We start from the raw sequence: 22292 nt of genomic DNA, 5'->3' as shown, positions 1-22292 counted from the left end.
CCGCGTAGGGGCCGGCCGGCTCAGAAGTGCGTCACCGTTCCGCCGGAAACGGCGCCTGCAAGGATCGTCAGCCCGCCCAGCCCGATCGATAGCGGTACCCTCAGCGCCATCCAGCCGGCTGGCGCCTCGCCCCGGTCGGCGAGGTGTCGATCGACAAGCAGCGTCAACAGGATCACGCAGCCGAGCGCGACCAGGCACCACCGGATCGCTCCCGTGGCTGCAAGGGCGAGCGCCAGCCCGCCCGCCACCAGGCTCGGCAACACCGCCACGATGGCGAGCCTCTGCTGGCCGGCGCCGCGCAGCATCGCGACGCTCCACCACATGCCGCCGAGGAAGCTCAGGATCAGCGCGCCGTAGCCGAAGGCCAGCGCCTGGCCGATGCCATGCGCGATCGACACGTCGATGCCGCCGTTGCGATGCCCGGCCAATACGAACACCACCGCCGCGATCTGCGGCAGCAGCCCGGCAAAGCCGAGCGCGCGCGCGGTGAAGCCTACCCTTGCCTGTTCCATGCCGTCCGGAACGAGCCGGGCGCGGTTCCGATCCTGGGCAGCGGCGCTCAGGCCGCCTGCGCGTCCAGCCCGTAGGCGGAGTGGAGCACGCGCACGGCGAGCTCCGTCTCGTCCTCGTCGATCAGCACGGACACCTTGATCTCGCTGGTGGAGATGGCCAGCACGTTGATGCCGCGCGCGCCCAGCGTGGTGAACATGGTGGAAGCGACGCCGGCATGGCTGCGCATGCCCACGCCCACCACCGAGATCTTGGCGACCTTGGTATCGTGGACCAGCTTCTCGAACCCGATCGTCGCTTGCGCATTGCCCAGCACGTCCAGGCTGCGCGCGAGATCGGTGGAGGGCACGGTGAAGGTGACGTCGGTGGAAGCGGCGGCCACGCCATAGGAATGGGCGATGTTCTGGATGATCATGTCGACGTTGATGCCGGCATCGGCCAGCGGCGCGAAGATGCTGGCCACCGCGCCCGGGCGGTCGGGCACGCTGGTCAGCGTGATCTTCGCCTCGTTCTTGTCATGCGCGATGCCGGTGATGAGCTGGCGTTCCACTTGGGTAATCTCCTCTTCGCCGACGATCATCGTCCCCGGCAGCGTATCGGCATCCGGCCCGTCGCCGAACGACGACAGCACCTGGACGCGCACTCCTTCCTTCATCGCCAGACCCACCGAGCGGGTCTGCAGCACCTTGGCGCCGACGCTGGCCAGTTCCAGCATCTCCTCATAGGTGACCTGTTTCAGCTTGCGCGCGCGCGGCACGATGCGCGGATCGGTGGTGTAGACGCCGTCCACGTCGGTGTAGATGTCGCAGCGTTCCGCCTTCATCGCCGCCGCCACCGCCACCGCCGACGTGTCCGAGCCGCCGCGGCCGAGTGTGGTGACGCGGCCATTCTCAGCGACGCCCTGAAAGCCGGGGATCACCGCCACTTCACCGCCGGCCAGCGCGGCATCGAGCGCGTGCGTGTCGACCGTCCGGATGCGCGCCTTGGCAAAGGCATCGGAGGTGTGGATCGGCAGCTGCCAGCCGAGCCAGGAGCGCGCCGGCACGCCGATCTCCTGCAACGCGATCGCCAGCAGCCCGCTCGTCACCTGCTCGCCGGCCGAGACGACCACGTCATATTCGCGCGGATCGTAGAGCGCCGAGGCCTCACGACAGAAGTTGACCAGCCGGTCGGTCTCGCCCGCCATCGCCGAGACGACCACGGCGACCTGGTTGCCCTTGTCCGTTTCGCGTTTCACGCGGGCGGCGACGTTGCGGATGCGCTCGATCCCGGCCATGGAGGTGCCGCCGAACTTCATCACGATACGCGCCATTCAACTCGCCCGGTGCTTTGGGTGGGGAAAGCGCGCCTGTTACGGAGCACGCATGATTATGGCAAGTTCTCACGCGAACGGCGCAACAATCGATCCGAACGAAGCCGCGCATTTCGGACGCATGGCCGCCGAATGGTGGGATCCGAAGGGCTCGTCGGCGATGCTGCACCGGCTCAACCCGCCGCGGCTGCGCTATCTGCGCGAGCAGATCGACCTGCATTGGGGCAGCGACGCGACCGGCTTCACGCCGCTGGCCGGCAAGCGCGCGTTGGACGTCGGCTGCGGCGCCGGCCTGTTGTGCGAGCCGCTCGCCCGGCTGGGCGCGCAGGTGACCGGGGTGGATGCTGCGGCGGAGAACATCGCGGCGGCCACCGCGCACGCCACTCTGTCCGGCCTCAGCATCGCCTATCGTTCCGGCGAGGCCTCCACGCTGGCGGGCGAGCAGTTCGATCTCGTCACCAGCCTGGAGGTGATCGAGCATGTGGTCGATCCGGCAGGCTTCGTGCGCACGCTGGCCGGGCTGCTGGCGCCGGGCGGGCTGATGGTGCTGTCCACGCCCAACCGCACGCCGCTGTCGCGCCTCGCCATGATCACGCTGGCCGAGGGCACCGGCCGCATTCCGCGCGGCACCCATGACTGGAACAAGTTCCTGACGCCGCCGGAGCTGACCGCGCTGGCCGAGGGCGCGGGGTTGCGCGTGATCGACACGGCCGGGCTGAGCTTCTCGCCCACCCGCGGCTTCGTGGTGGGGAGCGACACCAGCCTCGACTATCTGCTGACGCTGACGCACTGAGTTTCCGATGCGCGCTCTTCTTGTCCGGCCCGTCGCGCTGCTGGCGCTGGCCGCCCTGCTGCTCGTCGCCCTCGCCTGGCTGCGGCCGCTCGACCATGACGAAAGCCAGTATGTCGCCGCGGCGATGTTCACCGCGCGCGGGCTGATCCCGTATCGCGACTATGCCTATCTGCAGACGCCGTTGCAGCCGTTCGGGCTGGCGCCGGTGGCGCTCTGGGCGGGGCTGTGGACCTGGCCGGCGCTGCGCATGGCCAATGCGCTGTTCGGCGCGCTGGCGCTGCTCGGCGTGTACCGCGCGGCGCGGATCGGCGGGGGGGAGGCGCGGCTAGCGCTGGCCGGGGCGGGCCTGTTCGCCGCCTGCGACATCCTGCTGTTCTCCGCCGGCACCGCGCGCAACGACGCGCTGCCCGCCGCGCTGCTCGCCCTGGCGCTGCCGTCGATTGTGGCGGCGCAGCGTGGGGCGGCCACGCGACAGTCGGCGCTGATTGCCGGGCTGCTGCTGTCGGCGGCGGCGGCGGCGAAGCTGTCCTTTGCGCTGCCGGCGCTTGCTTACGGCCTGTATGCGCTGAGCCGGCCGGGGCACCGCGCGGGCTGGGTGGCGATCGGTGCGCTGCCGATGGCCATCGTCACGGGCTGGTGCTGGGTCGCCGCGCCCGAGGCCTTCCTGTTCGAGGTGTTCACCTTTCCCGCCCGGGCTCCCGCCGAATATTACGAGGCGGCGGGCCGCGCCTGGAAGCTGGGCCTGCCGGCAAAGGCGCTGGACGTGCTGAAGTTCCTGGCGCTCGGCCCCGCCCTGCCGGCGCTCGGCCTGCTGGCGGCGACGCGGCGCCAGCGCCCGATCGGCGCGCTGGACGTGATGATCGTCGCAGGGCTGATCGCGGCCGTGCTGCCGTCCCCGACCTGGCGGCAATATCTGCTGCCCGCGCTGCCGCCGCTGTTCGTGCAGCTGGCATTGTGGTGGCAGGCGCGGCCCCCCTCGCGCGCGGTTCGCGTCGCGGTTGTCGTGTTCGCGGTCGCAGGCCTCGCGCCGTCTGCCGAGGCGCTGGTGCGCGGAGCGGCGGCGCCGCCGCTTGCCGTCGCCCTGGCGGATACGCGCGCCGTCGCCAGGGCGGCCACCGGCCTCGACGGACTGGTGGTGACGCTCTCGCCGCAGTTCCTGGCGGGCAGCAGCACGTTGCCCGACCCGCGCTTCGCCACCGGGCCGTTCTATTTCCGCAGCCACGGCCTGCTCGGGCCGGACGAGGAAACTCGCGCCAGACTCGTGTCGCAGGACCGGCTCGACGCTGCCCTGGTGATCCGCCCCGCGGCGGTGCTGGCCGGCGGGGAAGGGGCATGGACCAGCGGCGATCCCGCGCTGGACGCGGCGGTGGAGCGCTGGGCCGCGGCGCACGGCTACCGGCGCACGCACGTTGGACCGCGGCTGCGCTTGTGGTTCAGGCCGCCTTGACGCGCCGGGCGGCGACGAGCCCGGCATAATAGGCCATCAGCTCCACCGTATGCTCGCGATCGGTGCGCACCCGCTCCGAGGCGACGGCCGCCGCACGCCGCAGCAGCGCCGGGTCACGGGCGAAGAGCCGGGCGATCGCCTGCGCCGCGCTGCCCGCGTCGCGGGCACGGTAGAGCTCGGCACAATGCGGGTCGGCGATCTCCGCCACGCCGCCGGTGTCCGGTCCGATCAGCGGCAGGCCCGACGCCATCGCCTCGGACGCGACCAGCCCGAACGGTTCGGCTTCCGAGCCATGGATCAGCGCGTCGCAGCTCGCCAGGATGCGCGCCAGCCGCTCGCGGTCGTAGACCGGCCGGAACAGGCGGATATGCGGGCTGCCGGCCGCCTGGCGCGCCAGCCGCTTGGTTTCGTTGCCCGTGCCCAGCAGGATCAATCCCACCGGCAGCCTGGCGCCGGCGCGGGTCACCGCGTCGATGACGAGATTCCAGCGCTTCTCGGCATGGTGCCGCCCGAGCCCCAGCAGCAGGTGTCCGTCCGCCGGCAGCCCGCATTGCGCGAGCAGCGCCTGCCGCAAGCGCTCGTCGCGCAGGGCCGGCGAGAAGTGCGTCCGCTCGATGCCCAGCGGCATGGCGCGGTCGATATGCACGCCGCGCGCGCGCAGCCGCTTCTCCAGCGCGGGCCCGTTGGTGACCACCGCATCGTACTGGCCGAGGAAACGGCTCATGTAGCGGCTGTACCAGGCAAAGGCGCGCTCGATCCGCTGTTGCGGCGCGAGCCCTTCGAACCAGCGCAGCGCATAAGCGGCGACATTGTCGTTGTGCATGAAGAACACCTTGGCGGCGTTCCCCTGCCAGCGGCCGACGATCCAGGCCGGGCGCCAGGGCGAGGAGGCCTCCACCACGTCCGGCTGCAATTCGTCCAGCAGGCGCGTGACCGGGTGCGCATCCCAGAACAGGCCGTAATTCTTGTCGAACGGCATGCCCGGGCATTTCACGTAGACGATGCGCCCGCCGCCTGGCCGCTCCTCCACCATGTTCTCGCTCCCCGGCGCGATCACGATCAGTTCGTGGCCGAGATCGGCCATGATGCCCATCTTGCGATCGATATAGGTGCGCACGCCGCCGCCGGTCGGCGAGTAGAACTCATTGACGTCGACGATGCGCATGTCAGTCGGCGGCCTTCTTCATCGGGCCGAACCCGGCCACCCCGCGCAGATACTGAACGGTGACGGTGACGCTGGCAATGCCGGCGCCGACCTCCACGATCGCCTGCGTGTACCTGGGCCTGGCATAGCCGAATCCTTCCGTGCCGACGACGCCGGCGCCGTCCTTCCACGGGTTGAACTTGTTCTTGCCGTCGCGATCATGGGTGAACAGCAGGGCATAGCGGCCCGGCCTGGGCGCCTTGATGCACAGCACCACCGGGCCGGACGGGGGCATCGCGGCGCGCACGCGGCGGAACGTCTTGCCTTCGCGCACGAGCAGCGTGTCGTCGCGGGTGAAATCCTGCGCGTTGGCGGGGTACAGCTCCAGCTTCAGCCCGCCGGTGCGGTCCTTCAGCCCGCGCACGGCGACGCGGATCGCCGGCCCCTCTCCGCCGGCGCAGGCGGCACGGTCCTCGCCGAGCACCTGCGCGCTCGCCGGCACGGCAGCGACCAGCAATGGCACCGCCAGCAGCGCCCTCATTTCTGGCGCTTCACCAGAGCATAGGCGCCAAAGCCGGCGATCAGCACCACATGGATCAGCAGCGTGATGGCGGAGGTGAAGGCGACCAGTTCCGACAAGGCCGCGTCCTCGCCGATCAGCAGGATCGCGAAATTGGCGAACAGCAGGTCCTTGTTCGGCACCAGCGGCAGGCGCGAGACGAGCATGCGCATCGCCGCCAGGAACATCCAGGTGCCGAGCGTCACCGCAGGCAGCGCGAAATGCCAGGCCAGGCTGATGAGCAGGGAGCCGGCGATCAGCCGCGTGCAATGCACGCCGAACACCCACCACAGCTCCGCGCGGGGCAGCGAGAAGACGCGCTTGGAGAAGATCAGGAACGGCACGGTGATGAGAAGGATGATCGGCACCGACCAGAGGATCTGCTCCAGCTGTTCGGGGGTCAGGCGGTGAATGCCGAGAAACAGGGCAAGCCCCACCATCGCCAGCGTCATCACGTTGCCCGCGATCGCGGAGAGGATCGACACGTCCTTCACCGCGCCGAACGGCGCCGCCACCATCTGCGCCCGCTGCCGTGCCCAGGCGTAGAAAAAGGCCTCGCCGGAATAACCGAACACCACCTCGTTCGCGATCCGCTTCTTCAGCAATGCGGCCATGCCGTCGATCGGGATGCGCCACAGGCGGCGGAAGATGATGAAGTCGCCGGTCGGCGGCGACATGTAGAGAAGCGCGACGCACAGGTAATAGCCGACGCCGTCCGGCGCCGCGCGGCTGAGGCCGGCAAGGCCATGGCCGAACAGCTCGCGCCCCAGCCCGACGATCATCGCCAGCGTCAGCGCCGCGCCGATATAGGTCGGCCAGCGCCGCTTGATGCGATCGATCGGCTCCAGCCCCTCCGGCGGACGGGGCAGCGCGGCGGCGGAGGCGGGACGCAGCGGCAATCCGGTTTTCGTGTGGCTCACTTGGGCTTGCCGTGTTCCTTCACCCCGCCACCGGGCCGGGTTCGGCGCGCCATAGACGGCGCCAGCTTAACCGGCAATAACCGGAACTGCATGGCGGCCGACCATATCCTCACGCTGGCGCAGAGCTTTCGCGGGGGCGGCGTGGAGCGCGCGATGCTCCGGCTGGCGGGCGGCTGGGCGGCGGCTGGGCGGCGGGTGACGCTGCTGGTGGGCGATCGCGCCGGGCCGCTGGCGGCGGAGGTGCCGCCCGGCATCGAGCTGCGCGTGCTGGGCGATCCGGGCTACCGGCACCTGGCGATGGCGGTCCGCCGGGCGGGGATGGACCTGCGGCCCGACGTGCTGTTCTGTCCGGGCACGCATTATACGAGCGCGGCGGCGCTGGCGCGGCTGGGGCGGGGCGGGGCAGGTGTGCCGGTGGTCGCCAAGATCTCCAACACGCTCGACCGCACCGATCTCGGATGGGCGGCGCGGCAGGCCAATCGCGCCTGGATGCGGCTGCAACCGCGCTGGATCGACCGGTTCGTCGCCATGACGGAGGCGAGCGCACGCGATGCGCGCCACTGGCTCGGCGTCGCGCCGGAGCGGGTGAGCGTGATCGCCAACCCGCCGGCGCGGCCGATTGCGGGCGCGGTGTTGCCGCCCTTGCCGGAGGCGGGGTTCATCCTCGGGGTGGGACGGCTGGAGCCCCAGAAACGCTGGGACCGGCTGATCGCCGCCGTGCCGAGGCTGGCGGACCCGTCGGCGGAACTGGTGATCCTCGGCGAGGGCAGCCTTCGCGCCGCGCTGGAGGAGCAGGTCGCCGCGCTGGGACTTGGCGGGCGCGTCCGCCTGCCCGGGCATGTCGCCGATCCTTCGCCCGCTTTCGCGTCCGCAGCCGTGCTGGCGCTGACGTCCGACTTCGAGGGCGTACCCGGCGTGCTGCGCGAGGCGCTGGCGGCGGGCACGCCGGTGGTGACGACCGACTCCAGTGTCGCCATCCCGGAAATCGTCGCCGTGCCCGCCCTGGGCAGCATCGTGCCGCGCGGGGACGGGGCGGCGCTGGTCGCCGCGCTCGATCGCTGGCTCGTCCCCGACGCGGTGCGCCCGGCGCCGGTCGCGCCGCCGGGCGCCGATGCCGTGGCCGAGTATCTCGCGCTGTTCGACGCCCTCGCGCGCTGACCGTCAGAGCGCGGCGTCGCCGTCCATCTTCTCCTGCTCGCGCTCCGAACTGCGCTCCAGCCCGACCTTGAGCATCGCCGTCATCGGATCGGCGAGCGCCAGGCCAAGAATGCCGAACAGGGCGGAGGCCAGGATCTGCGCGCCGAGCGTCAGCGCCGGTGGCAGGTCCACCGTGCGCTTGGCCACCATCGGCAGCAGCACATAGCCGTCGAACGTCTGCACCCCGACATAGACGAGGATCGCATAGATGCCGGTATCCATGCCGGCGCTGAAGCCCACCGCGACCATCAGCCCGCCGGAAATCAGCGCGCCGATGTTCGGAATGAAGGCAAGCAGGCCGGTGAGGATGCCGAGGATCATCGCCATCGGCACCCCGACGAGCATCAGCGCCAGCCAGGTGAACACGCCCTCCGCCAGCATGCCGAGCAGGCGCCCGGCCAGCAGACGCCGGATCGTGTCGCCCATGCGGCGCACGGTGAGCGCGAATTCGGGTCGTGCGTCGCTTGGCACCATCCATTCGACGCCGCGGGCGTAGATGCTGGGGTCCATGGCCAGGAACAGGCCGATCACCATGATCATGAACAAGGTGGTGAGCGCGCTGACCGCCGTGCCGACCCAGGAGGTCAGCTTGCCGACCGATCCCAGCGCCTGGCGCGCCAGGCCGGACACGTCCGAGGCGCCGGGCATGATGCCCTTGTCCGTCAGCCAGGCGGTGAAGCGCACCGTCTGCTGCTGCAGCGTTTCCTGCAGCTGCGTGAACTGCGCCGTCACCTGAACGCCGGTGAGGTAAAAGGTGCCGAGCAGAAAGGCGACCACCAACAGGCACACGATCAGCAGCCGCCAGCCGCGCCCGATCGGCAGCGCCTTGCCCAGCAGCCGCACGCCGCCGTCCAGCAAGGCCGCGAACACCACGCCGGCGAAGATCACCAGGAGCGGCTGCACCAGCAGCACCGCCAGCGCGATGGCGGAAGCCAGGCCGAGCCAGATGGACGCGCGCTTCAGTTCCTGGCGGACGAAGGGATCGCGCAGCTCGTTGGGGCTCGCCTCGGTGACGGTGGCCGGCGGTAGCTCGGCCACCTTACTTGCCCCCCGGCGCATGGAGCGAGGTGCCCGCGCGGCCGCCGCGCAGCGAGGTCCACCAGCTCAGCGGGTTGAGCGTGGTGGAGCCGTCGAGCGAGAAGGTGATGAACTCCGCCCGGCCGCCCAGATTCTCCCACGGCACCGCCCCGCCCAGGCCCAGCTCGCTCAACGGAAAGCGGCTGTCGGCGCTGCGATCGCGATTGTCGCCCATCAGGAAGACATGGCCGGCCGGGATCTTCATCGCCGGGAAGTTGTCGCCGGGGCTGTCCGGTTCCAGGTCCACCGTGTCGTAGTGGCGGCCGCCCGGAAGCGTCTCGGTGACGATCGGCAGGCGGCACCATTGCTTGCCGGCGGCATCCGTCTCCAGCGCGCCGGGATAGTCGGACGGATCGCAGCGGGCATTGTCGTCCACCGCCAGCCGCGCCTCGTGCACGGGGCTGCGAGGAATGGCGCGGCCGTTGAGGTAGACGGTGCCGCCGCGCACCGCGATCGTCTCGCCGGGCAGGCCGATCACGCGCTTGATATAGTCGCTGTTGTGGCCCGGCGGGGTGACGATCACCACGTCGCCGCGCTGCGGCATGTGGCCGAGCAACCGGCCATGGACGAAGGGCAGGCGCACGCCCCAGCTCTCGGTCTGCTGGCGCAGCACGGTGCTGCGGAAGATCGCCACCGGATCGGGGATGGTGGGCGACACGAACGACCAGCCGTAAGGATATTTGGTCACCACCAGCCGATCGCCCACCAGCAGGCCGGGCAGCATGGATTCGGAGGGGATGTAGAACGGCTTGGCGATGAAGCTGTGAAAGCCGAGCACGGCGAGGAGCAGCCAGAACAGGCCCTTCACCTCGGCCCACCAGTCGGTGCGCTTCTTCAGGTCGCGATTGTCCGGCGTCCCGGTGACGGCCGGGGCGGATGCCGGTTCCGGCTCCTGTGCTTCGGCCAACGCCCATTCCTTCGTCATGCACTGTCCTCGGGCACTGCCTCGATCACCACAAAGGCCTGCGCCCAGGGATGATCGTCGGTCAGCGTCAGGTGTATACGCGCGGCGTGGCCGGACGGCACCATCGCGTCAAGCCGCGCCTTCGCACCGCCGGTGAGATGCAGCGTGGGCGCCCCGGAGGGCGCGTTGACCACACCGATGTCCTTCATGAACACGCCGGCCCTGAACCCGGTGCCCACCGCTTTGGAAAAGGCCTCCTTCGCGGCGAAGCGCTTGGCCAAAGTCGCGGCGCGGGTGAACGGGCGGCGATCTGCCTTGGCGATTTCCGCATCGGTGAAGCAGCGCTGCTCGAAGCGACCGCCGAACCGGTCCAGCGAGGCCTGGATCCGCTCGATGCTGCACAGGTCGGAGCCGAGACCGAGGATCACCGCGCTTCATCCATCGCCGAGCGCATGCGCCGCACGCTTTCCGCCAGCCCCAGGAACAGCGCTTCGCCGATCAGGAAATGGCCGATGTTCAGCTCCACCACCTGCGGGATCGCGGCGATGGGCGCGACATTGTCGTAGGTGAGGCCGTGGCCGGCATGGACCTCCACCCCGTTCTTGGCGGCGAGCGCGGCGGCGTCGGCGAGGCGGCGCAGTTCCTCGGCGCGGGGTCCGCCGTCCAGCTCGGCATAACGGCCGGTATGCAGCTCCACCACTGGCGCGCCGAGCCGCAGCGCGGCGTCGATCTGGCGGGCGTCCGGCTCGATGAAGAGGGACACCCGGCTGCCCGCCTCGCGCAGCGCGACGACGATCGGGGCCAGATGGTTGTGCTGCCCGGCGGCGTCGAGTCCGCCTTCCGTGGTGCGCTCCTCGCGCTTCTCCGGCACGATGCACACGGCATGCGGACGATGGCGCAGCGCGATGGCGAGCATCTCGTCGGTGGCCGCCATTTCGAGATTGAGCGGAATGGTCAGCTCGGCGGAAAGCCTGGCGATGTCCTCGTCGGTGATGTGCCGCCGGTCCTCGCGCAGATGCGCGGTGATGCCGTCCGCACCGGCCTCGGCCGCCAGCAGCGCCGCGCGCACCGGATCGGGGTAGCCGGCGCCCCGCGCGTTGCGCACGGTGGCGACGTGATCGATGTTGACGCCCAACCTCAACGTATTCGGGCGAAGGGGAGGGGTCATGCGCAGGCCACCGCGGAAAGCAGGTCGTAAGCGAAGCCCTTGCGCCGCCGGACGTCGCCGATCGGGAAATCGTCGGAAGAGCGATTGGTGAAGACGACCACGACCAGATCGTCGTCGGGCAGGAGGAAGTTGCGCACCTGCACGCCGCCGATCTCGCCATCGCGCTGCATGATGCGCTTCGGCGTGATGCAGCCGTTGAGTTCGCCGGGGAATACCCAGGCCCCAAGCGCCTGGTAGGAGCCGTTGCCCTCTGGCGTCCATAGCGTCTTGAGCTGTTCGGGCGGAAGCAGCTTGCCGCTCATCAGCGATCGGTCGAAGTCGAACACCCCGCGCGCGGTACCCACCAGACCGCCTGCCGAGCCGAACGTGGCCAGGTTGAAGGCCGGCTCCGGCCTGTTACGGACAAAGCCCGGCACGCCCTTCTCGCTCCCCTTTGCAAAGGTACCGGGAAACAAGGCGTTGTCCTGCTCGCCTTCGCTGCCCTCGCCTGACTCAAGGAAAGCGCCCAGGAGCAGATAATCGCAATCGTTGTAGCGGAACGGAGCGTTGGGCCTGCCCGCACGCGACAGGCAGTGGCTCGCATCAGGGCGGTCGGCGCGATAGAAGGCCGCGAAGCCATTCGGCTGTTTCGGCGTGTCGTCCGGATTTGCGAGCCCGCTGTGATGCGTCAACAGCATGCGTGCGCTGACCCCGTTCAGGAGGGCAGTGCCGAGAACGGGGCCGAGAGGTGCGTCGAGATCAACCCGACCTTGCGCCACCATCCGCATCACGGCGACGGCCGTCACCTGTTTCGTGATGCTCGCCAGCCGCCAGCGCTCGCCTGCCTTGTGCTTGGCCCCGCCGGTCGGCGCGATCGTGCCGTATCCGTGGTCGAGCAGCACCGTGTCGCCGCGCGCGACCAGCACTTCACCGGCCAGCCTGTAGCGGGCGGCGACCTGGTCCACCGTCTCGGCGGCCGCCGGCGTGCCCGCCAGCGCGCATGCGGCGGCGAGCAGGGCGCGGATCACGCCGCCCGGCTCCCCGGCTTGATCGCGGGGATCGCCGCCAGCTCGGGCGGCAGCGCGTCGGCGGCGTAGCTCGGCACGTCGAGGCGGATCAGCGGGAAGAACGGGACGCCGAGGTCGGCGCTGCCGTTCGAGCGATCCACCAGGGCCGCCGCGGCGATCGTCTCGCCGCCGGCCGCCGCGATCGCCTTGATCGCCTCGCGCGAGGAAAGGCCGGTGGTGACCACGTCCTCCATCATCAGCACGCGCGTGCCCGGCTCCAGCCGGAAACCGCGGCGCAGGTGGAATACGCCCTCGGGCCGCTCCAGGAACATCGCCTCCACGCCCAGCGCGCGGGCCATCTCATGCCCGGCGATCACGCCGCCCATCGCCGGCGACACCACCGCCTGCACCGCCTCGCGCACCCCGGCGGGCAGGCGGCGGACCAGCTCTTCGGCCAGCCGCGCGCCCCGTGCCGGGTCCATCAGCACGCGCGCGCATTGCAGGTAGCGGGGAGAGCGCAGCCCGGAAGAGAGGATGAAGTGCCCCTCGAGCAGCGCATCCGCGGCGCGGAACTCGGCAAGCACGTCGTCGTCGGTCATCGCTGCGGCCCTGTTCTGGCGGGTGTTCTGGCGGGTGTCCTTGCGGGTGGCGGATGCATAGGAGCGGCGTGGCAGGCGTGCAACGCAGGTGCGGCAAAAAAGCCGAGCGTCCGGCTTGAGGCGCGCGACACCCCGGCGTATAGCCCCCGAGGATACGGGGAAATTTCCTCGCCTCCACCCGCGCCCGGGCGTCACCGGCACGCGGCGACTCGCCAGGGGTTACGACGGGCATGCGCATGATGGGGTTGAAGACGATTCTGGCCGCTGCGGGGCTGATGCTGGCGGGTGCCGGCACCGCTCAGGCGCCGGCCGCCAACAGCGCGACGCCCGTCGCGTCCACCGCCGCGCCGGCGGGCAAGGCCCCGGCCGGCCAGGCGAACGCCGTTGCCTCCGCACAGCCGGCACCGGCGGATGCCGCGGGCAGCCCCGCCGCCTCGCCGACCCCGGCGCTGGACCATTCGGGCGATCCGCGCCTGGCGCTCGACGGCGCACCGCAGATGACCGCCACCCCGCGCATCGGCCAGCCGACGGACGGCGTGATCGGCCTCCAGCCGCAGGTCACCAAGAACGGCGAGCGTGCGCACAACTTCCACAACAAGATCCTGTTCCCGGTGATCACCGCGATCTGCCTGCTGGTGCTGGCGCTGCTGGTGTGGGTGGTGATCCGCTTCCGCGCCGCCGCCAACCCGGTGCCTTCGCGCACCAGCCACAACACGGCCATCGAGATCGTCTGGACGCTGGGCCCGGTGTTTGCGCTGCTGTTGCTCGCGATCCCGTCGATCGGCCTCCTCCAGGCGCAGTTCAAGCCGGCGCCCGCCAACGCGGTGACGCTGAAGGCGATCGGCAACCAATGGTATTGGAGCTACCAGTATCCGGACCATGGCGGGATCGAGATCACGTCCAACCTGCTGAAGGAGCGGGAGCAGGTCGCCGCCGGCGAGCGCTTCCGCACCGACGCCGATGGCCCGCGGCTGCTGGCGGTGGACAACCGCATCGTGCTGCCGGTGGGCGTGCCGATCCGCCTGCTCACCACCGCCAACGACGTGATCCACAGCTGGGCGATCCCGGCTTTCTGGATCAAGCTGGACGCGGTGCCCGGGCGCATCAACGAGACGAGCTTCACCATCGAGAAGCCGGGCCTCTATTTCGGCCAGTGCTCCGAGCTGTGCGGCGCGCGTCACGCCTACATGCCGATCGCCGTTGAGGCGGTGCCGCCGGCGCAGTTCGCCGCCTGGATCCGCGCCAAGGGCGGCTCCATGCCGGGCGCCGCCGCGCCGACCACCACGGCCAAGGACCCCAAGGCCGGCAGCGACGCGGCCGAGAACATCGCGGCTGCGGAGAACGACACCGCGCCGGTCGAGAACGCCACCGCGATCGCCCCTGCCACCAATCAGAGCGCCACCAACAACCGGACCGGCGCCGGCAATGCTGGACTGTAAGCCATGACCGACACCGCACTCCATCCAGCCGCGCCGATCGGCTCCCAGTTCGAGGCGCATCACGGCGACCACGCGCATCACGATGCCGATCACAAGCCGGCGTTCTTCGCGCGCTGGTTCATGTCCACCAACCACAAGGACATCGGCACGCTCTACCTGATCTTCGCGATCGTCGCGGGGATCATCGGCGGTGCGATCTCCGGCCTGATGCGCGCCGAGCTGGCGCATCCGGGCATCCAGTATCTCACCACCTGGGCGTCCTTTCTGCCCGGCGGCGAGCAGGGCCTCGACCATTCGCTGCACCTGTGGAACGTGCTGGTCACCGCGCACGGCCTCATCATGGTGTTCTTCATGGTGATGCCAGCGATGGTCGGCGGCTTCGGCAACTGGTTCGTGCCGCTCATGATCGGTGCGCCCGACATGGCGTTTCCGCGGTTGAACAACATCAGCTTCTGGCTGCTGATCCCCGCCTTCACGCTGCTGCTGGCCTCGCCCTTCTTCGGCGGCGCGGGCACCGGCTGGACGGTCTATGCGCCGCTTTCCACGTACGGTGAGCCGGGGCCGTCGGTCGACATGGCGATCCTGTCGCTGCACCTTGCGGGCGCGTCGTCGATCCTGGGCGCCATCAACTTCATCACCACCATCTTCAACATGCGCGCGCCGGGCATGACGCTGCACAAGATGCCGCTGTTCGCCTGGGCCGTGCTGGTGACGGCGTTCCTCCTTCTCCTGTCGCTGCCGGTGCTTGCCGCGGCGATCACCATGCTGCTGACCGACCGCAATTTCGGCACCACCTTCTTCGATCCGGCCGGCGGCGGCGACCCGATCCTGTACCAGCACCTGTTCTGGTTCTTCGGCCACCCCGAAGTGTACATCATGATCCTGCCGGGCTTCGGCATCGTCAGCCACATCATCTCGACGTTCAGCCGCAAGCCGATCTTCGGTTATCTCGGCATGGCCTATGCGATGGTGGCGATCGGCGTGGTCGGCTTCGTCGTGTGGGCGCACCACATGTTCGTGACCGGCCTGTCCGTGAACGTGAAGATGTATTTCACCGCGGCCACCATGGTCATCGCGGTGCCGACCGGCATCAAGATCTTCTCCTGGATCGCGACGATGTGGGGCGGCTCGCTGCGCTTCAAGACGCCGATGGTCTGGGCGATCGGCTTCATCTTCATGTTCACCGTCGGCGGCGTGACGGGCGTGGTGCTCGCCAATGGCGGCATCGACGACTACATGCAGGACACCTATTACGTGGTGGCGCACTTCCACTACGTGCTGTCGCTGGGCGCGGTCTTCTCGCTGTTCGCCGGGTTCTACTACTGGTTCCCGAAGATGAGCGGCAAGATGTACAACGAGCTGCTCGGCCAGCTGCATTTCTGGGTGTTCTTTGTCGGTGTGAACGTGCTGTTCTTCCCGATGCACTTCCTGGGTCTGCAGGGCATGCCGCGCCGCTACCCGGATTACCCGGACGCCTTTGAAAGCTTCAACGTGCTGGCGACGCACGGCTACGAGATCATGGCGTTCAGCATGGCGATCTTCTTCGTCAACGTGATCTGGTCGATGCTGGCGGGCAAGCCGGCGGGCGACAATCCCTGGGGCGAAGGCGCAACGACGCTGGAATGGACCCTGTCCTCCCCGCCGCCCTATCACCAGTTCGAGACGCTGCCGCGGATCGACTGATCCCGGCGCAGCGATCGCACTGCACCGCCAAGCGCAAGGCGCCTCGGAAGGACACTTCCGGGGCGCTTTGCTTTGGGCCCGCCCTGATGCGGATCAGGGGAGGCAACCGGGAGCCCCTGAACTCGTTGTGCCGCGACAGCAGGTGGAGAAGAGATGATGCACGGCGACAACCCGGTATTCGGCCTCATGTACGGGCTTGTCGCCCTGTCGCTGCTGCTGCTGGTGATCGGCGCGATCCTGCACCGTCGCGGGTTGCTCACCAGCCGTCCGGCCGCACTTGGCTGGGCGATCCTGACGATCCTGCCGCTGTTCGGCGCCGGTGCCGCGGTGATGACCAAGCACCAGGTGGAGCAGGCAGAAGGTGTCACGCAGAGCGGCAAGAACTATCCGGAAACCGCCGGCCCGGGAATGGACCTGCGGGCCAATCCGCAGATGGAGAATGCGAACGGCCCCGATGCGGACGCCACGCCCTATCCGGCGCAGGGGCTGCCCAACAACACCCAGCAGGCGCGCTGAGGCAGCGCCAGCGGCGCGGACGGAGTGCCGCCGCCACCGCAGAGAAGGCTCCCACCCGGCTCGCCATCGGGGGGGGCGTCCGGTTCGCGTTGGCGCTCGCGGCCGAGAGCTAAGGGCCAAGGGCCAAGGGCAGAGGGCGCCGGGCACGTTCCGATCGTCATGCCGGTTCGACCAAGGCGCCGCCGGCGCTGCGCTCACGATTGCGGGTCGCTGCGTTCAGGATGGCAGTGCAGCAGCGCCGGTCACCGCCGGCGGACCGGCCCGGACCTTTCGCCGGCCTTTCCCGGACCGTCAAGCACCGGCAGCGAAGGCCGCGTCAGCCGCGGCGTCGTTGCGTGCGGCTCAAAGCCATGACCGCCCCGCGGCCCCGCGATCGGGGGAGGTGGCCCGGCAGGCGGCAAGCCGCCCGATAGCGGGGCTTTTCCCCGGCTTTCCATAGGCGTATAGCCCCGCCCATCCATGACCACCCAGACTCTTGTCCTGCCCGCCGAATGGCGTGATTTCCTGGCGCTGACCAAGCCCCGGGTGATGACGCTGGTCGTGTTCACCGGCCTGTGCGGCCTGCTCGCCGCGCCGGTGGCGATCGCGCCCGTGCTGGGCTTCACCGCCATTCTCTGCATCGCGCTGGGCGCGGGGGCGGCGGGTGCGCTGAACCAGTGGTACGAGGCGGACATCGACGCGCTGATGAAGCGCACCCGCGGCCGGCCGCTGCCCGACGGTCGCATGGATCGCCAGTCGGCGCTGCACTTCGGCGTGGGGCTGGCTGCGTTTTCGGTGATCCTGATGGGCCTGGCGACCAACCTGCTCGCCGCCGCGATCCTGCTCGCCTCCATCCTCTTCTACGTGCTGATCTACACCGTCTGGCTGAAGCGTCGCACGCCGCAGAACATCGTAATCGGCGGCGCGGCCGGCGCGTTCCCGCCGCTGATCGGCTGGGCGGCGGCGACGGGCAGCATCGCCCCGCTGCCGGTGCTCCTCTTTGCCCTCGTCTTTCTGTGGACGCCGCCGCACTTCTGGTCGCTCGCGCTGTTCGTGAAGACCGATTACGCCAATGCCGGCGTGCCCATGCTGCCCGTGGTCGCCGGCGAGCGCGCGACGCGGCTGCAGATCGGCCTGTACACCATTCCCATGGCGATCGCCGCCATCGCCCCGTGGGCGCTGGGCCTGACCGGCGCGATCTATGGCCTGGCGTCGGTGGCGGCCACCGCGGTGTTCGCGGCCATGGCCCTGCAGGTGACGCTGCGCCGCACGGGCGCGGAAGACGGCATGCGCCCCGAAAAGCGCCTGTTCGGCTATTCCATCCTCTACCTTTTCCTCCTGTTCGGCGCGGTGGCCGCCGATCGCTGGGTGCTCGCATGAACGACGGTGGCAACGAGGCCGAGATCCGGCGGCGGCAGCTTGCCCGGGCGAAGGTGATGGGCCTGCTGCTCGGCGCGCTGGTGATCCTGATCTTCGCGGTCGCCATTGCCAAGATCCGCGCCGGGCTGGTGTGATGCGGGTGGACCGCAAGACGCGCACCGTCCTCCTGGCGGTGCTCGGTATCTGCTTCATGTCGGGTCTCGGCTGGGCCAGTGTGCCGCTTTACCGCCTGTTCTGCGAGGCAACGGGGCTGAACGGCACCACCAATCGCGGCGACCGGGCGCCGGGCGATACCGGACGCAAGATCCAGATCGACTTCGACACCAATGTCAGCCCCAAGCTGTCGTGGAAGTTCCGGCCGGAGAACCGCAGCGAGACGATCGACATCGGCGCGCGCGACATGGCGTTCTTTCTCGCCACCAACACCGCCGACAAGCCGGTGACGGGCACGGCCACGTTCAACGTGCAACCGGCGAGCGCGGGCAAGTATTTCACCAAGATCCAGTGCTTCTGCTTCACGCAGCAGACGCTGAAGCCGGGCGAGACGGCGCGCATGCCCGTGATCTTCTACGTCGATCCCAAGATCCTCACCGACGAGGATAGCCGGGACACCAAGGTGATCACGCTCAGCTACACATTTTATCCGGTGGATTCCGACAAGGCGGCGAGCTAGACGCCGGAGGGAACACGCAAAAAGCGAACGCGAAACGGGGACCAGCATGGCCGGCGCCAAGAACCACGATTACCACATCCTTCCGCCCGACATCGTTCCGCTGATGTCCTCGCTGTCGGCCGGGCTGCTGGCGACGGGCGGCATCATGTGGATGCACAAGGCGCCGTTCGGGGCCGGCGTGTTCGGTGTCGGCCTGGCGCTGGTGCTCGCGTCCATGTTCCTGTGGTGGAGCAAGGTGGTCCGCGAGGCGCATGCCGGCGATCACACGCCGATCGTGCAGTTGCACATGCACTACGGCATGATCCTGTTCATCGCCTCCGAGGTGATGTTCTTCGTCGGCTGGTTCTGGGCCTATTTCGACTTTGCCCTGTTCCCCGCGCCCGTGGAGATCGCCGATGGCGCGGTGAGCCTCATCACCGATGCCGCGGCGGGCGCCGCCACCTGGCCGCCCAAGGGCCTGGAGGTGATCGACGCTTTCAAGTTCCCGCTGCTCAACACGCTGATCCTGCTGCTGTCGGGCACCACGGTGACCTGGGCGCACCATGCCCTCATCCATGACCAGCGCGGCGGGGCGAAGAAGGGCCTGTGGGGCCTGATCGGCGTGGGCGAGCGCGACGGCGTGCTGAAGGGCCTGTGGCTGACGGTGCTGCTCGGCCTGCTCTTCTCGTCGATCCAGGCGTATGAATACATGGAGGCGCCGTTCCCCTTCAAAGGCCTGAACTATGGCGCGGCCTTCTTCATGGCGACCGGCTTTCACGGCTTTCACGTGTTCGTGGGCACCATCTTTCTGATCGTCTGCCTGATCCGCGCCTATCGCGGCGACTTCACGCCGCGCCAGCATTTCGGCTTCGAGGCGGCGGCCTGGTACTGGCACTTCGTGGACGTGGTGTGGCTGTTCCTGTTCGTCACCATCTACGTCTGGGGCGGCTGGGGCGCGACGGTGCACGGCGGATGACGTCCGGCGGGCGGGAGCGGGCGCGGTTGCCCGCTTCCGCACCCACGATGCGCTCTTCCCGTCCTTTCTCCAGCCGGCGACACGTCTTCCCGGCGGCTCCTGCGAACAAGCGGAACGCCGGGTGAAGCGCATCCCCTTCCTTCCCACGCTGATCGTCGCCGTGGCGATCGCCGCCATGGTCGCGCTGGGGTGCTGGCAGCTGTTCGACCGCCTCCCGCAAAAGGAGGCCTATCTCGCCCAACTGGCGACCAACCCGGCCAAGCCGCCGATCGCCTTTCCCGCGCAGGCGGACGACCGCCTGCTGTTCCGCCGCAGTCACGCCACCTGCCGCCCCCCCGTCCGCGTGACGCTGGCGGGGGCCGGATCGGCCGGATACCGCGCCATCGCGGCGTGCGCGGGCGGCCTCCTCGTGCAGCTGGGCACCACCCGCGATCCGAAGGCCCGACCGGAATGGTCGGGGGGCAGCGTGCGCGGATTTCTTAGCCACGCACCCGATGCGCGTTCGCTGATCGCCAGCCTCGCCGATCCGGCCCCGGTGCCGCTGCTGCTGGTCGCCGACACCCCGCCCGCCGGGCTGGCGCGGAACAAGGGGCCGGACGTGTCCGCGGTGCCCAACAACCACCTGGCCTATGCCGGACAATGGTTCTTCTTCGCCGCGATCGCCGCGATCATCTACGTCCTGGCCGTGCGCCGGCGCATTGCCGCTGGGCGGAGCCGGCGTTAGGCACGAACCCCATGCGCTACATCTCCACCCGCGGCTCCGCGCCCGTACTCGACTTCGAAGGGGCAACCCTTGCCGGCCTGGCCGTCGACGGCGGCCTCTATGTGCCGGAAAGCTGGCCGCGCTTCGAGGCGGACGAGATCGCGGCGATGGCGGGGCTGTCCTACGCCGATACCGCGGCGGCGGTGATGGCGCCCTTCGTGGAAGGTTGCCTGTCCCGCGAGGAGCTGCGCGCCTTGTGCGAGCAGGCCTATGGCCGCTTCTCGCACGCCGCGGTGACCCCGCTGACGCAGATCGACCATGACCAGTGGCTGCTGGAGCTGTTCCATGGCCCCACGCTCGCCTTCAAGGACGTGGCGCTGCAACTGCTCGGCCTGCTGTTCGAGCGGTTCCTGACCGGCACCGATCGTGCGCTGACGATCGTCGGGGCGACTTCCGGCGACACCGGCTCCGCGGCGATCGACGCGGTGGCGGGGCGCGAGAACATCCGCATCTTCATGCTGCATCCCGATGGCCGCGTGTCCGACGTGCAGCGCCGGCAGATGACGACGGTGCTGAGCCCCAACGTCCACAACCTCGCGATCTCCGGCAGCTTCGACGATGCGCAGGCGCTGGTGAAGGCGATGTTCAACGATCGCCCCTTCGCCGCGCAGCACCGGCTGTCGGCGGTGAACTCGATCAACTGGGCGCGGCTGATGGCGCAGGTGGTCTATTATTTCTACGCCGCCGTGCGCCTTGGCGGACCGGGCCGCCCGGTCGCGTTTTCGGTGCCGACGGGCAATTTCGGCGATGTGTTCGCGGGCTATGTCGCGGCGCAGATGGGCCTGCCGATCGCCAAGCTGATCGTCGCCACCAACGTGAACGACATCCTCGCGCGCGCGCTGACCAGCGGCGACTATTCCAGCCGCGAGGTGATCCCCACGCCGACGCCGTCGATGGACATCCAGGTGTCGAGCAATTTCGAACGGCTGCTGTTCGACGCCGGCGGGCGCGACGGCAAGGCGCTGGCCGCGCAGATGGCCGGATTCGAGGCGAGCCGGGCGATGCGCCTGACCAACGCGCAGCGTGAAGGCGCCGCCGGGCTGCTGGTCGCCGATGCGGTGGACGTGGACGACATGACGCTGGCGATGCGCTGGGCGTGCGAGGCGAGCGGCGAGACGATCGACCCGCATACTGCGGTTGCCCTGGCCGCCGCGCGGCGCGCCGATCTCGGCCGCACCCCGGTGGTGACGCTGGCCACCGCCCACCCGGCCAAGTTCCGCGATGCGGTGGAGCGCGCGACCGGCCGCCGCCCGGCGCTGCCGTCGCGGGTCGGCGACCTGTTCGACCGCGAGGAGCGCTACGACCGCGTGCCGGCGACGTTCGAGGCGGTGACCGCCTATATCGACGCGCGGTCCTGACATGCAGCTGCAGACGCTCGCCGGCGAGCCCTGGGCGGATTACGGGCTGGTCGATTCGGGCAATGGCCGCAAGCTGGAACGCTATGGCCGGTTCCGCTTCATCCGGCCGGAGGGTCAGGCCCTGTGGGCGCCGGCGCAGGACGAGTGGCAGGCGGACGGCGAGTTCGTGCCCGCGTCGGACGAGGAAGGCGGCGGGCGCTGGGTGTTCCGCCAGCCGGTGCCGCGCGAAGGCTGGCCGCTCAACTGGGACGACGTGCGCTTCACCGCGCAATGCACGCCGTTCCGCCATCTCGGCTTTTTCCCGGACATGGCGCCGGTGTGGCGCTGGATGCGCGAACAGGTGGCAGGCATGGAGGCGCCCGAATGCCTCAACCTGTTCGGCTATACCGGCGTCGGCACGTCGGCAATGGCGAGCCAAGGTGTGCGCATGGTGCATGTGGATGCCTCCAAGAAGTCGGTGGAGGCGGCCAAGGCGAACGCGGCTTTCTCCGGGTTGGCGGACCGGCCGATCCGCTGGCTGGTGGAGGATGCCGGCAAGTTCGCCGCGCGCGAGGCGCGGCGCGGCCGCCGCTACGACGGGATCCTGCTCGATCCGCCGAAGTTCGGCCGCGGGCCGAATGGCGAGCGCTGGACGCTGGAGGACGGCCTGCCGCCGCTGATCCGCGATTGCCGCCAGTTGCTGGATGGCGACTCGCGGTTCCTGTTCCTCACCGTCTATGCCGTGCGCATGTCGGCGCTGGCGATCGGCGAGCTGCTGCGCCAGGAACTGGCGGGGCTGGGCGGCACGATCGAGGCGGGCGAACTGGCGGTGCGCGAGGAATCGCGCGGGTTGCTGCTGCCCACCGCGATCTGGGCGCGCTGGCGGCGCTGACGCGGCAGCCGCCCTCGGGTGTGCGGCGCACGGCCTTGCTTCCTCCAAACACCATCCTG

At 69.6% G+C, this 22292-nt stretch carries 24 protein-coding genes; 13 read left to right on the top strand and 11 right to left on the bottom strand.

Annotated elements, in window-relative coordinates:
• Positions 1 to 20 precede the first annotated feature (20 nt).
• Positions 21 to 512, bottom strand: coding sequence for a DUF3429 domain-containing protein (locus DVW87_RS13110; RefSeq protein WP_114688280.1), 492 nt, complete (start codon positions 510 to 512; stop codon positions 21 to 23).
• Between the two features lie 47 nt (positions 513 to 559).
• On the bottom strand, positions 560 to 1822 hold the full coding sequence (locus DVW87_RS13105; RefSeq protein ID WP_114688279.1) for an aspartate kinase: 1263 nt from the start codon (positions 1820 to 1822) through the stop codon (positions 560 to 562).
• A gap of 58 nt (positions 1823 to 1880) precedes the next feature.
• On the opposite strand from DVW87_RS13105, the gene ubiG reads away from it, so the two are divergent.
• Positions 1881 to 2615, top strand: a complete 735-nt coding sequence (gene ubiG, locus DVW87_RS13100; protein ID WP_114688736.1) for a bifunctional 2-polyprenyl-6-hydroxyphenol methylase/3-demethylubiquinol 3-O-methyltransferase UbiG — start codon at positions 1881 to 1883, stop codon at positions 2613 to 2615.
• A 7-nt stretch (positions 2616 to 2622) separates the two neighbouring features.
• A complete protein-coding gene (locus tag DVW87_RS13095) occupies positions 2623 to 4062 on the top strand; it encodes a DUF2029 domain-containing protein (RefSeq protein WP_114688278.1) in 1440 nt (479 codons plus the stop codon).
• Here the strand turns inward: DVW87_RS13095 and DVW87_RS13090 are convergent.
• From DVW87_RS13090 to DVW87_RS13080, 3 genes are read right to left on the bottom strand one after another with little or no spacing between them, the layout of a single operon-like run.
• Complete coding sequence (locus tag DVW87_RS13090) at positions 4049 to 5227, bottom strand: glycosyltransferase (protein WP_114688277.1); 1179 nt, start codon at positions 5225 to 5227, stop codon at positions 4049 to 4051. The two genes, DVW87_RS13095 and DVW87_RS13090, sit on opposite strands and share 14 nt — an antisense overlap.
• A 1-nt stretch (position 5228) precedes the next feature.
• On the bottom strand, positions 5229 to 5747 hold the full coding sequence (locus DVW87_RS13085; RefSeq protein ID WP_114688276.1) for a DUF2141 domain-containing protein: 519 nt from the start codon (positions 5745 to 5747) through the stop codon (positions 5229 to 5231).
• On the bottom strand, positions 5744 to 6685 hold the full coding sequence (locus DVW87_RS13080) for a hypothetical protein (protein WP_420822346.1): 942 nt from the start codon (positions 6683 to 6685) through the stop codon (positions 5744 to 5746). The genes DVW87_RS13085 and DVW87_RS13080 overlap by 4 nt, the downstream gene beginning before the upstream one ends.
• A gap of 90 nt (positions 6686 to 6775) precedes the next feature.
• On the opposite strand from DVW87_RS13080, the gene DVW87_RS13075 reads away from it, so the two are divergent.
• Positions 6776 to 7843 (top strand): glycosyltransferase, encoded by a 1068-nt coding sequence (locus DVW87_RS13075; RefSeq protein WP_114688274.1) that lies wholly within the window; start codon positions 6776 to 6778, stop codon positions 7841 to 7843.
• A gap of 3 nt (positions 7844 to 7846) precedes the next feature.
• Here DVW87_RS13075 and DVW87_RS13070 read toward each other — a convergent pair whose 3' ends face one another.
• Genes DVW87_RS13070 through pyrE form a run of 6 tightly spaced genes read right to left on the bottom strand, consistent with a single transcriptional unit; the run spans position 7847 to position 12616 of the window.
• Positions 7847 to 8920 (bottom strand): AI-2E family transporter, encoded by a 1074-nt coding sequence (locus DVW87_RS13070; protein WP_420822345.1) that lies wholly within the window; start codon positions 8918 to 8920, stop codon positions 7847 to 7849.
• Position 8921: 1 nt separating this feature from the next.
• Entirely contained in the window at positions 8922 to 9884 is a 963-nt protein-coding gene (gene lepB, locus DVW87_RS13065; protein ID WP_114688272.1) for a signal peptidase I, read from the bottom strand.
• Positions 9881 to 10291, bottom strand: coding sequence for a holo-ACP synthase (gene acpS, locus DVW87_RS13060; protein WP_114688271.1), 411 nt, complete (start codon positions 10289 to 10291; stop codon positions 9881 to 9883). The genes lepB and acpS overlap by 4 nt, the downstream gene beginning before the upstream one ends.
• On the bottom strand, positions 10288 to 11031 hold the full coding sequence (locus DVW87_RS13055) for a pyridoxine 5'-phosphate synthase (protein WP_114688270.1): 744 nt from the start codon (positions 11029 to 11031) through the stop codon (positions 10288 to 10290). The genes acpS and DVW87_RS13055 overlap by 4 nt, the downstream gene beginning before the upstream one ends.
• On the bottom strand, positions 11028 to 12038 hold the full coding sequence (locus DVW87_RS13050) for a serine hydrolase domain-containing protein (protein ID WP_114688269.1): 1011 nt from the start codon (positions 12036 to 12038) through the stop codon (positions 11028 to 11030). The genes DVW87_RS13055 and DVW87_RS13050 overlap by 4 nt, the downstream gene beginning before the upstream one ends.
• Positions 12035 to 12616: an orotate phosphoribosyltransferase gene (gene pyrE / locus DVW87_RS13045; protein ID WP_114688268.1), complete on the bottom strand. Its 582-nt coding sequence runs from the start codon at positions 12614 to 12616 to the stop codon at positions 12035 to 12037. The genes DVW87_RS13050 and pyrE overlap by 4 nt, the downstream gene beginning before the upstream one ends.
• 236 nt (positions 12617 to 12852) lie before the next feature.
• Between pyrE and coxB the strand changes: the two genes are divergently transcribed.
• The 10 genes from coxB to DVW87_RS13000 all read left to right on the top strand — a co-directional run bounded on the left by coxB (position 12853) and on the right by DVW87_RS13000 (position 22233).
• Positions 12853 to 14055, top strand: a complete 1203-nt coding sequence (gene coxB / locus DVW87_RS13040; protein WP_239017907.1) for a cytochrome c oxidase subunit II — start codon at positions 12853 to 12855, stop codon at positions 14053 to 14055.
• Positions 14056 to 14058: 3 nt separating this feature from the next.
• The gene (gene ctaD, locus DVW87_RS13035; RefSeq protein ID WP_114688266.1) at positions 14059 to 15738 is read left to right on the top strand and encodes a cytochrome c oxidase subunit I; all 1680 of its coding nucleotides are present in this window, start codon (positions 14059 to 14061) and stop codon (positions 15736 to 15738) included.
• A 153-nt stretch (positions 15739 to 15891) separates the two neighbouring features.
• Entirely contained in the window at positions 15892 to 16254 is a 363-nt protein-coding gene (locus DVW87_RS13030) for a hypothetical protein (protein WP_114688265.1), read from the top strand.
• 459 nt (positions 16255 to 16713) lie between these two features.
• Entirely contained in the window at positions 16714 to 17613 is a 900-nt protein-coding gene (locus DVW87_RS13025) for a heme o synthase (RefSeq protein WP_114688264.1), read from the top strand.
• Positions 17610 to 17747, top strand: a complete 138-nt coding sequence (locus DVW87_RS18125; protein ID WP_181814843.1) for a hypothetical protein — start codon at positions 17610 to 17612, stop codon at positions 17745 to 17747. Before DVW87_RS13025 ends, DVW87_RS18125 begins: the two co-directional genes overlap by 4 nt.
• Complete coding sequence (locus tag DVW87_RS13020) at positions 17747 to 18286, top strand: cytochrome c oxidase assembly protein (RefSeq protein ID WP_114688263.1); 540 nt, start codon at positions 17747 to 17749, stop codon at positions 18284 to 18286. The genes DVW87_RS18125 and DVW87_RS13020 overlap by 1 nt, the downstream gene beginning before the upstream one ends.
• Before the next feature lie 46 nt (positions 18287 to 18332).
• The gene (locus DVW87_RS13015) at positions 18333 to 19241 is read left to right on the top strand and encodes a cytochrome c oxidase subunit 3 (RefSeq protein ID WP_114688262.1); all 909 of its coding nucleotides are present in this window, start codon (positions 18333 to 18335) and stop codon (positions 19239 to 19241) included.
• 121 nt (positions 19242 to 19362) lie between these two features.
• Entirely contained in the window at positions 19363 to 19965 is a 603-nt protein-coding gene (locus DVW87_RS13010) for an SURF1 family cytochrome oxidase biogenesis protein (protein ID WP_114688261.1), read from the top strand.
• An 11-nt stretch (positions 19966 to 19976) separates the two neighbouring features.
• Positions 19977 to 21362: a threonine synthase gene (thrC, locus tag DVW87_RS13005; protein WP_114688260.1), complete on the top strand. Its 1386-nt coding sequence runs from the start codon at positions 19977 to 19979 to the stop codon at positions 21360 to 21362.
• Between the two features lies 1 nt (position 21363).
• Positions 21364 to 22233, top strand: coding sequence for a class I SAM-dependent methyltransferase (locus DVW87_RS13000; RefSeq protein ID WP_114688259.1), 870 nt, complete (start codon positions 21364 to 21366; stop codon positions 22231 to 22233).
• Positions 22234 to 22292: the final 59 nt, after the last annotated feature.

It is taken from the genome of Sphingomonas aracearum, assembly GCF_003345355.1.
GTDB lineage: Bacteria > Pseudomonadota > Alphaproteobacteria > Sphingomonadales > Sphingomonadaceae > Sphingomonas > Sphingomonas aracearum.
This window is presented reverse-complemented; position numbering and strand designations above follow the sequence as displayed.

Bases quoted from the DNA above. Each gene is read 5' to 3' on its own strand.
- DVW87_RS13110 (WP_114688280.1), bottom strand. From the start codon at position 512: ATGGAACAGGCAAGGGTAGGCTTCACCGCGCGCGCGCTCGGCTTTGCC.
- DVW87_RS13105 (WP_114688279.1), bottom strand. From the start codon at position 1,822: ATGGCGCGTATCGTGATGAAGTTCGGCGGCACCTCCATGGCCGGGATC.
- ubiG (WP_114688736.1), top strand. From the start codon at position 1,881: ATGGCAAGTTCTCACGCGAACGGCGCAACAATCGATCCGAACGAAGCC.
- DVW87_RS13095 (WP_114688278.1), top strand. From the start codon at position 2,623: ATGCGCGCTCTTCTTGTCCGGCCCGTCGCGCTGCTGGCGCTGGCCGCC.
- DVW87_RS13090 (WP_114688277.1), bottom strand. From the start codon at position 5,227: ATGCGCATCGTCGACGTCAATGAGTTCTACTCGCCGACCGGCGGCGGC.
- DVW87_RS13085 (WP_114688276.1), bottom strand. From the start codon at position 5,747: ATGAGGGCGCTGCTGGCGGTGCCATTGCTGGTCGCTGCCGTGCCGGCG.
- DVW87_RS13075 (WP_114688274.1), top strand. From the start codon at position 6,776: ATGGCGGCCGACCATATCCTCACGCTGGCGCAGAGCTTTCGCGGGGGC.
- lepB (WP_114688272.1), bottom strand. From the start codon at position 9,884: ATGACGAAGGAATGGGCGTTGGCCGAAGCACAGGAGCCGGAACCGGCA.
- DVW87_RS13055 (WP_114688270.1), bottom strand. From the start codon at position 11,031: ATGACCCCTCCCCTTCGCCCGAATACGTTGAGGTTGGGCGTCAACATC.
- pyrE (WP_114688268.1), bottom strand. From the start codon at position 12,616: ATGACCGACGACGACGTGCTTGCCGAGTTCCGCGCCGCGGATGCGCTG.
- coxB (WP_239017907.1), top strand. From the start codon at position 12,853: ATGATGGGGTTGAAGACGATTCTGGCCGCTGCGGGGCTGATGCTGGCG.
- ctaD (WP_114688266.1), top strand. From the start codon at position 14,059: ATGACCGACACCGCACTCCATCCAGCCGCGCCGATCGGCTCCCAGTTC.
- DVW87_RS13030 (WP_114688265.1), top strand. From the start codon at position 15,892: ATGATGCACGGCGACAACCCGGTATTCGGCCTCATGTACGGGCTTGTC.
- DVW87_RS13025 (WP_114688264.1), top strand. From the start codon at position 16,714: ATGACCACCCAGACTCTTGTCCTGCCCGCCGAATGGCGTGATTTCCTG.
- DVW87_RS18125 (WP_181814843.1), top strand. From the start codon at position 17,610: ATGAACGACGGTGGCAACGAGGCCGAGATCCGGCGGCGGCAGCTTGCC.
- DVW87_RS13020 (WP_114688263.1), top strand. From the start codon at position 17,747: ATGCGGGTGGACCGCAAGACGCGCACCGTCCTCCTGGCGGTGCTCGGT.
- DVW87_RS13015 (WP_114688262.1), top strand. From the start codon at position 18,333: ATGGCCGGCGCCAAGAACCACGATTACCACATCCTTCCGCCCGACATC.
- thrC (WP_114688260.1), top strand. From the start codon at position 19,977: ATGCGCTACATCTCCACCCGCGGCTCCGCGCCCGTACTCGACTTCGAA.
- DVW87_RS13000 (WP_114688259.1), top strand. From the start codon at position 21,364: ATGCAGCTGCAGACGCTCGCCGGCGAGCCCTGGGCGGATTACGGGCTG.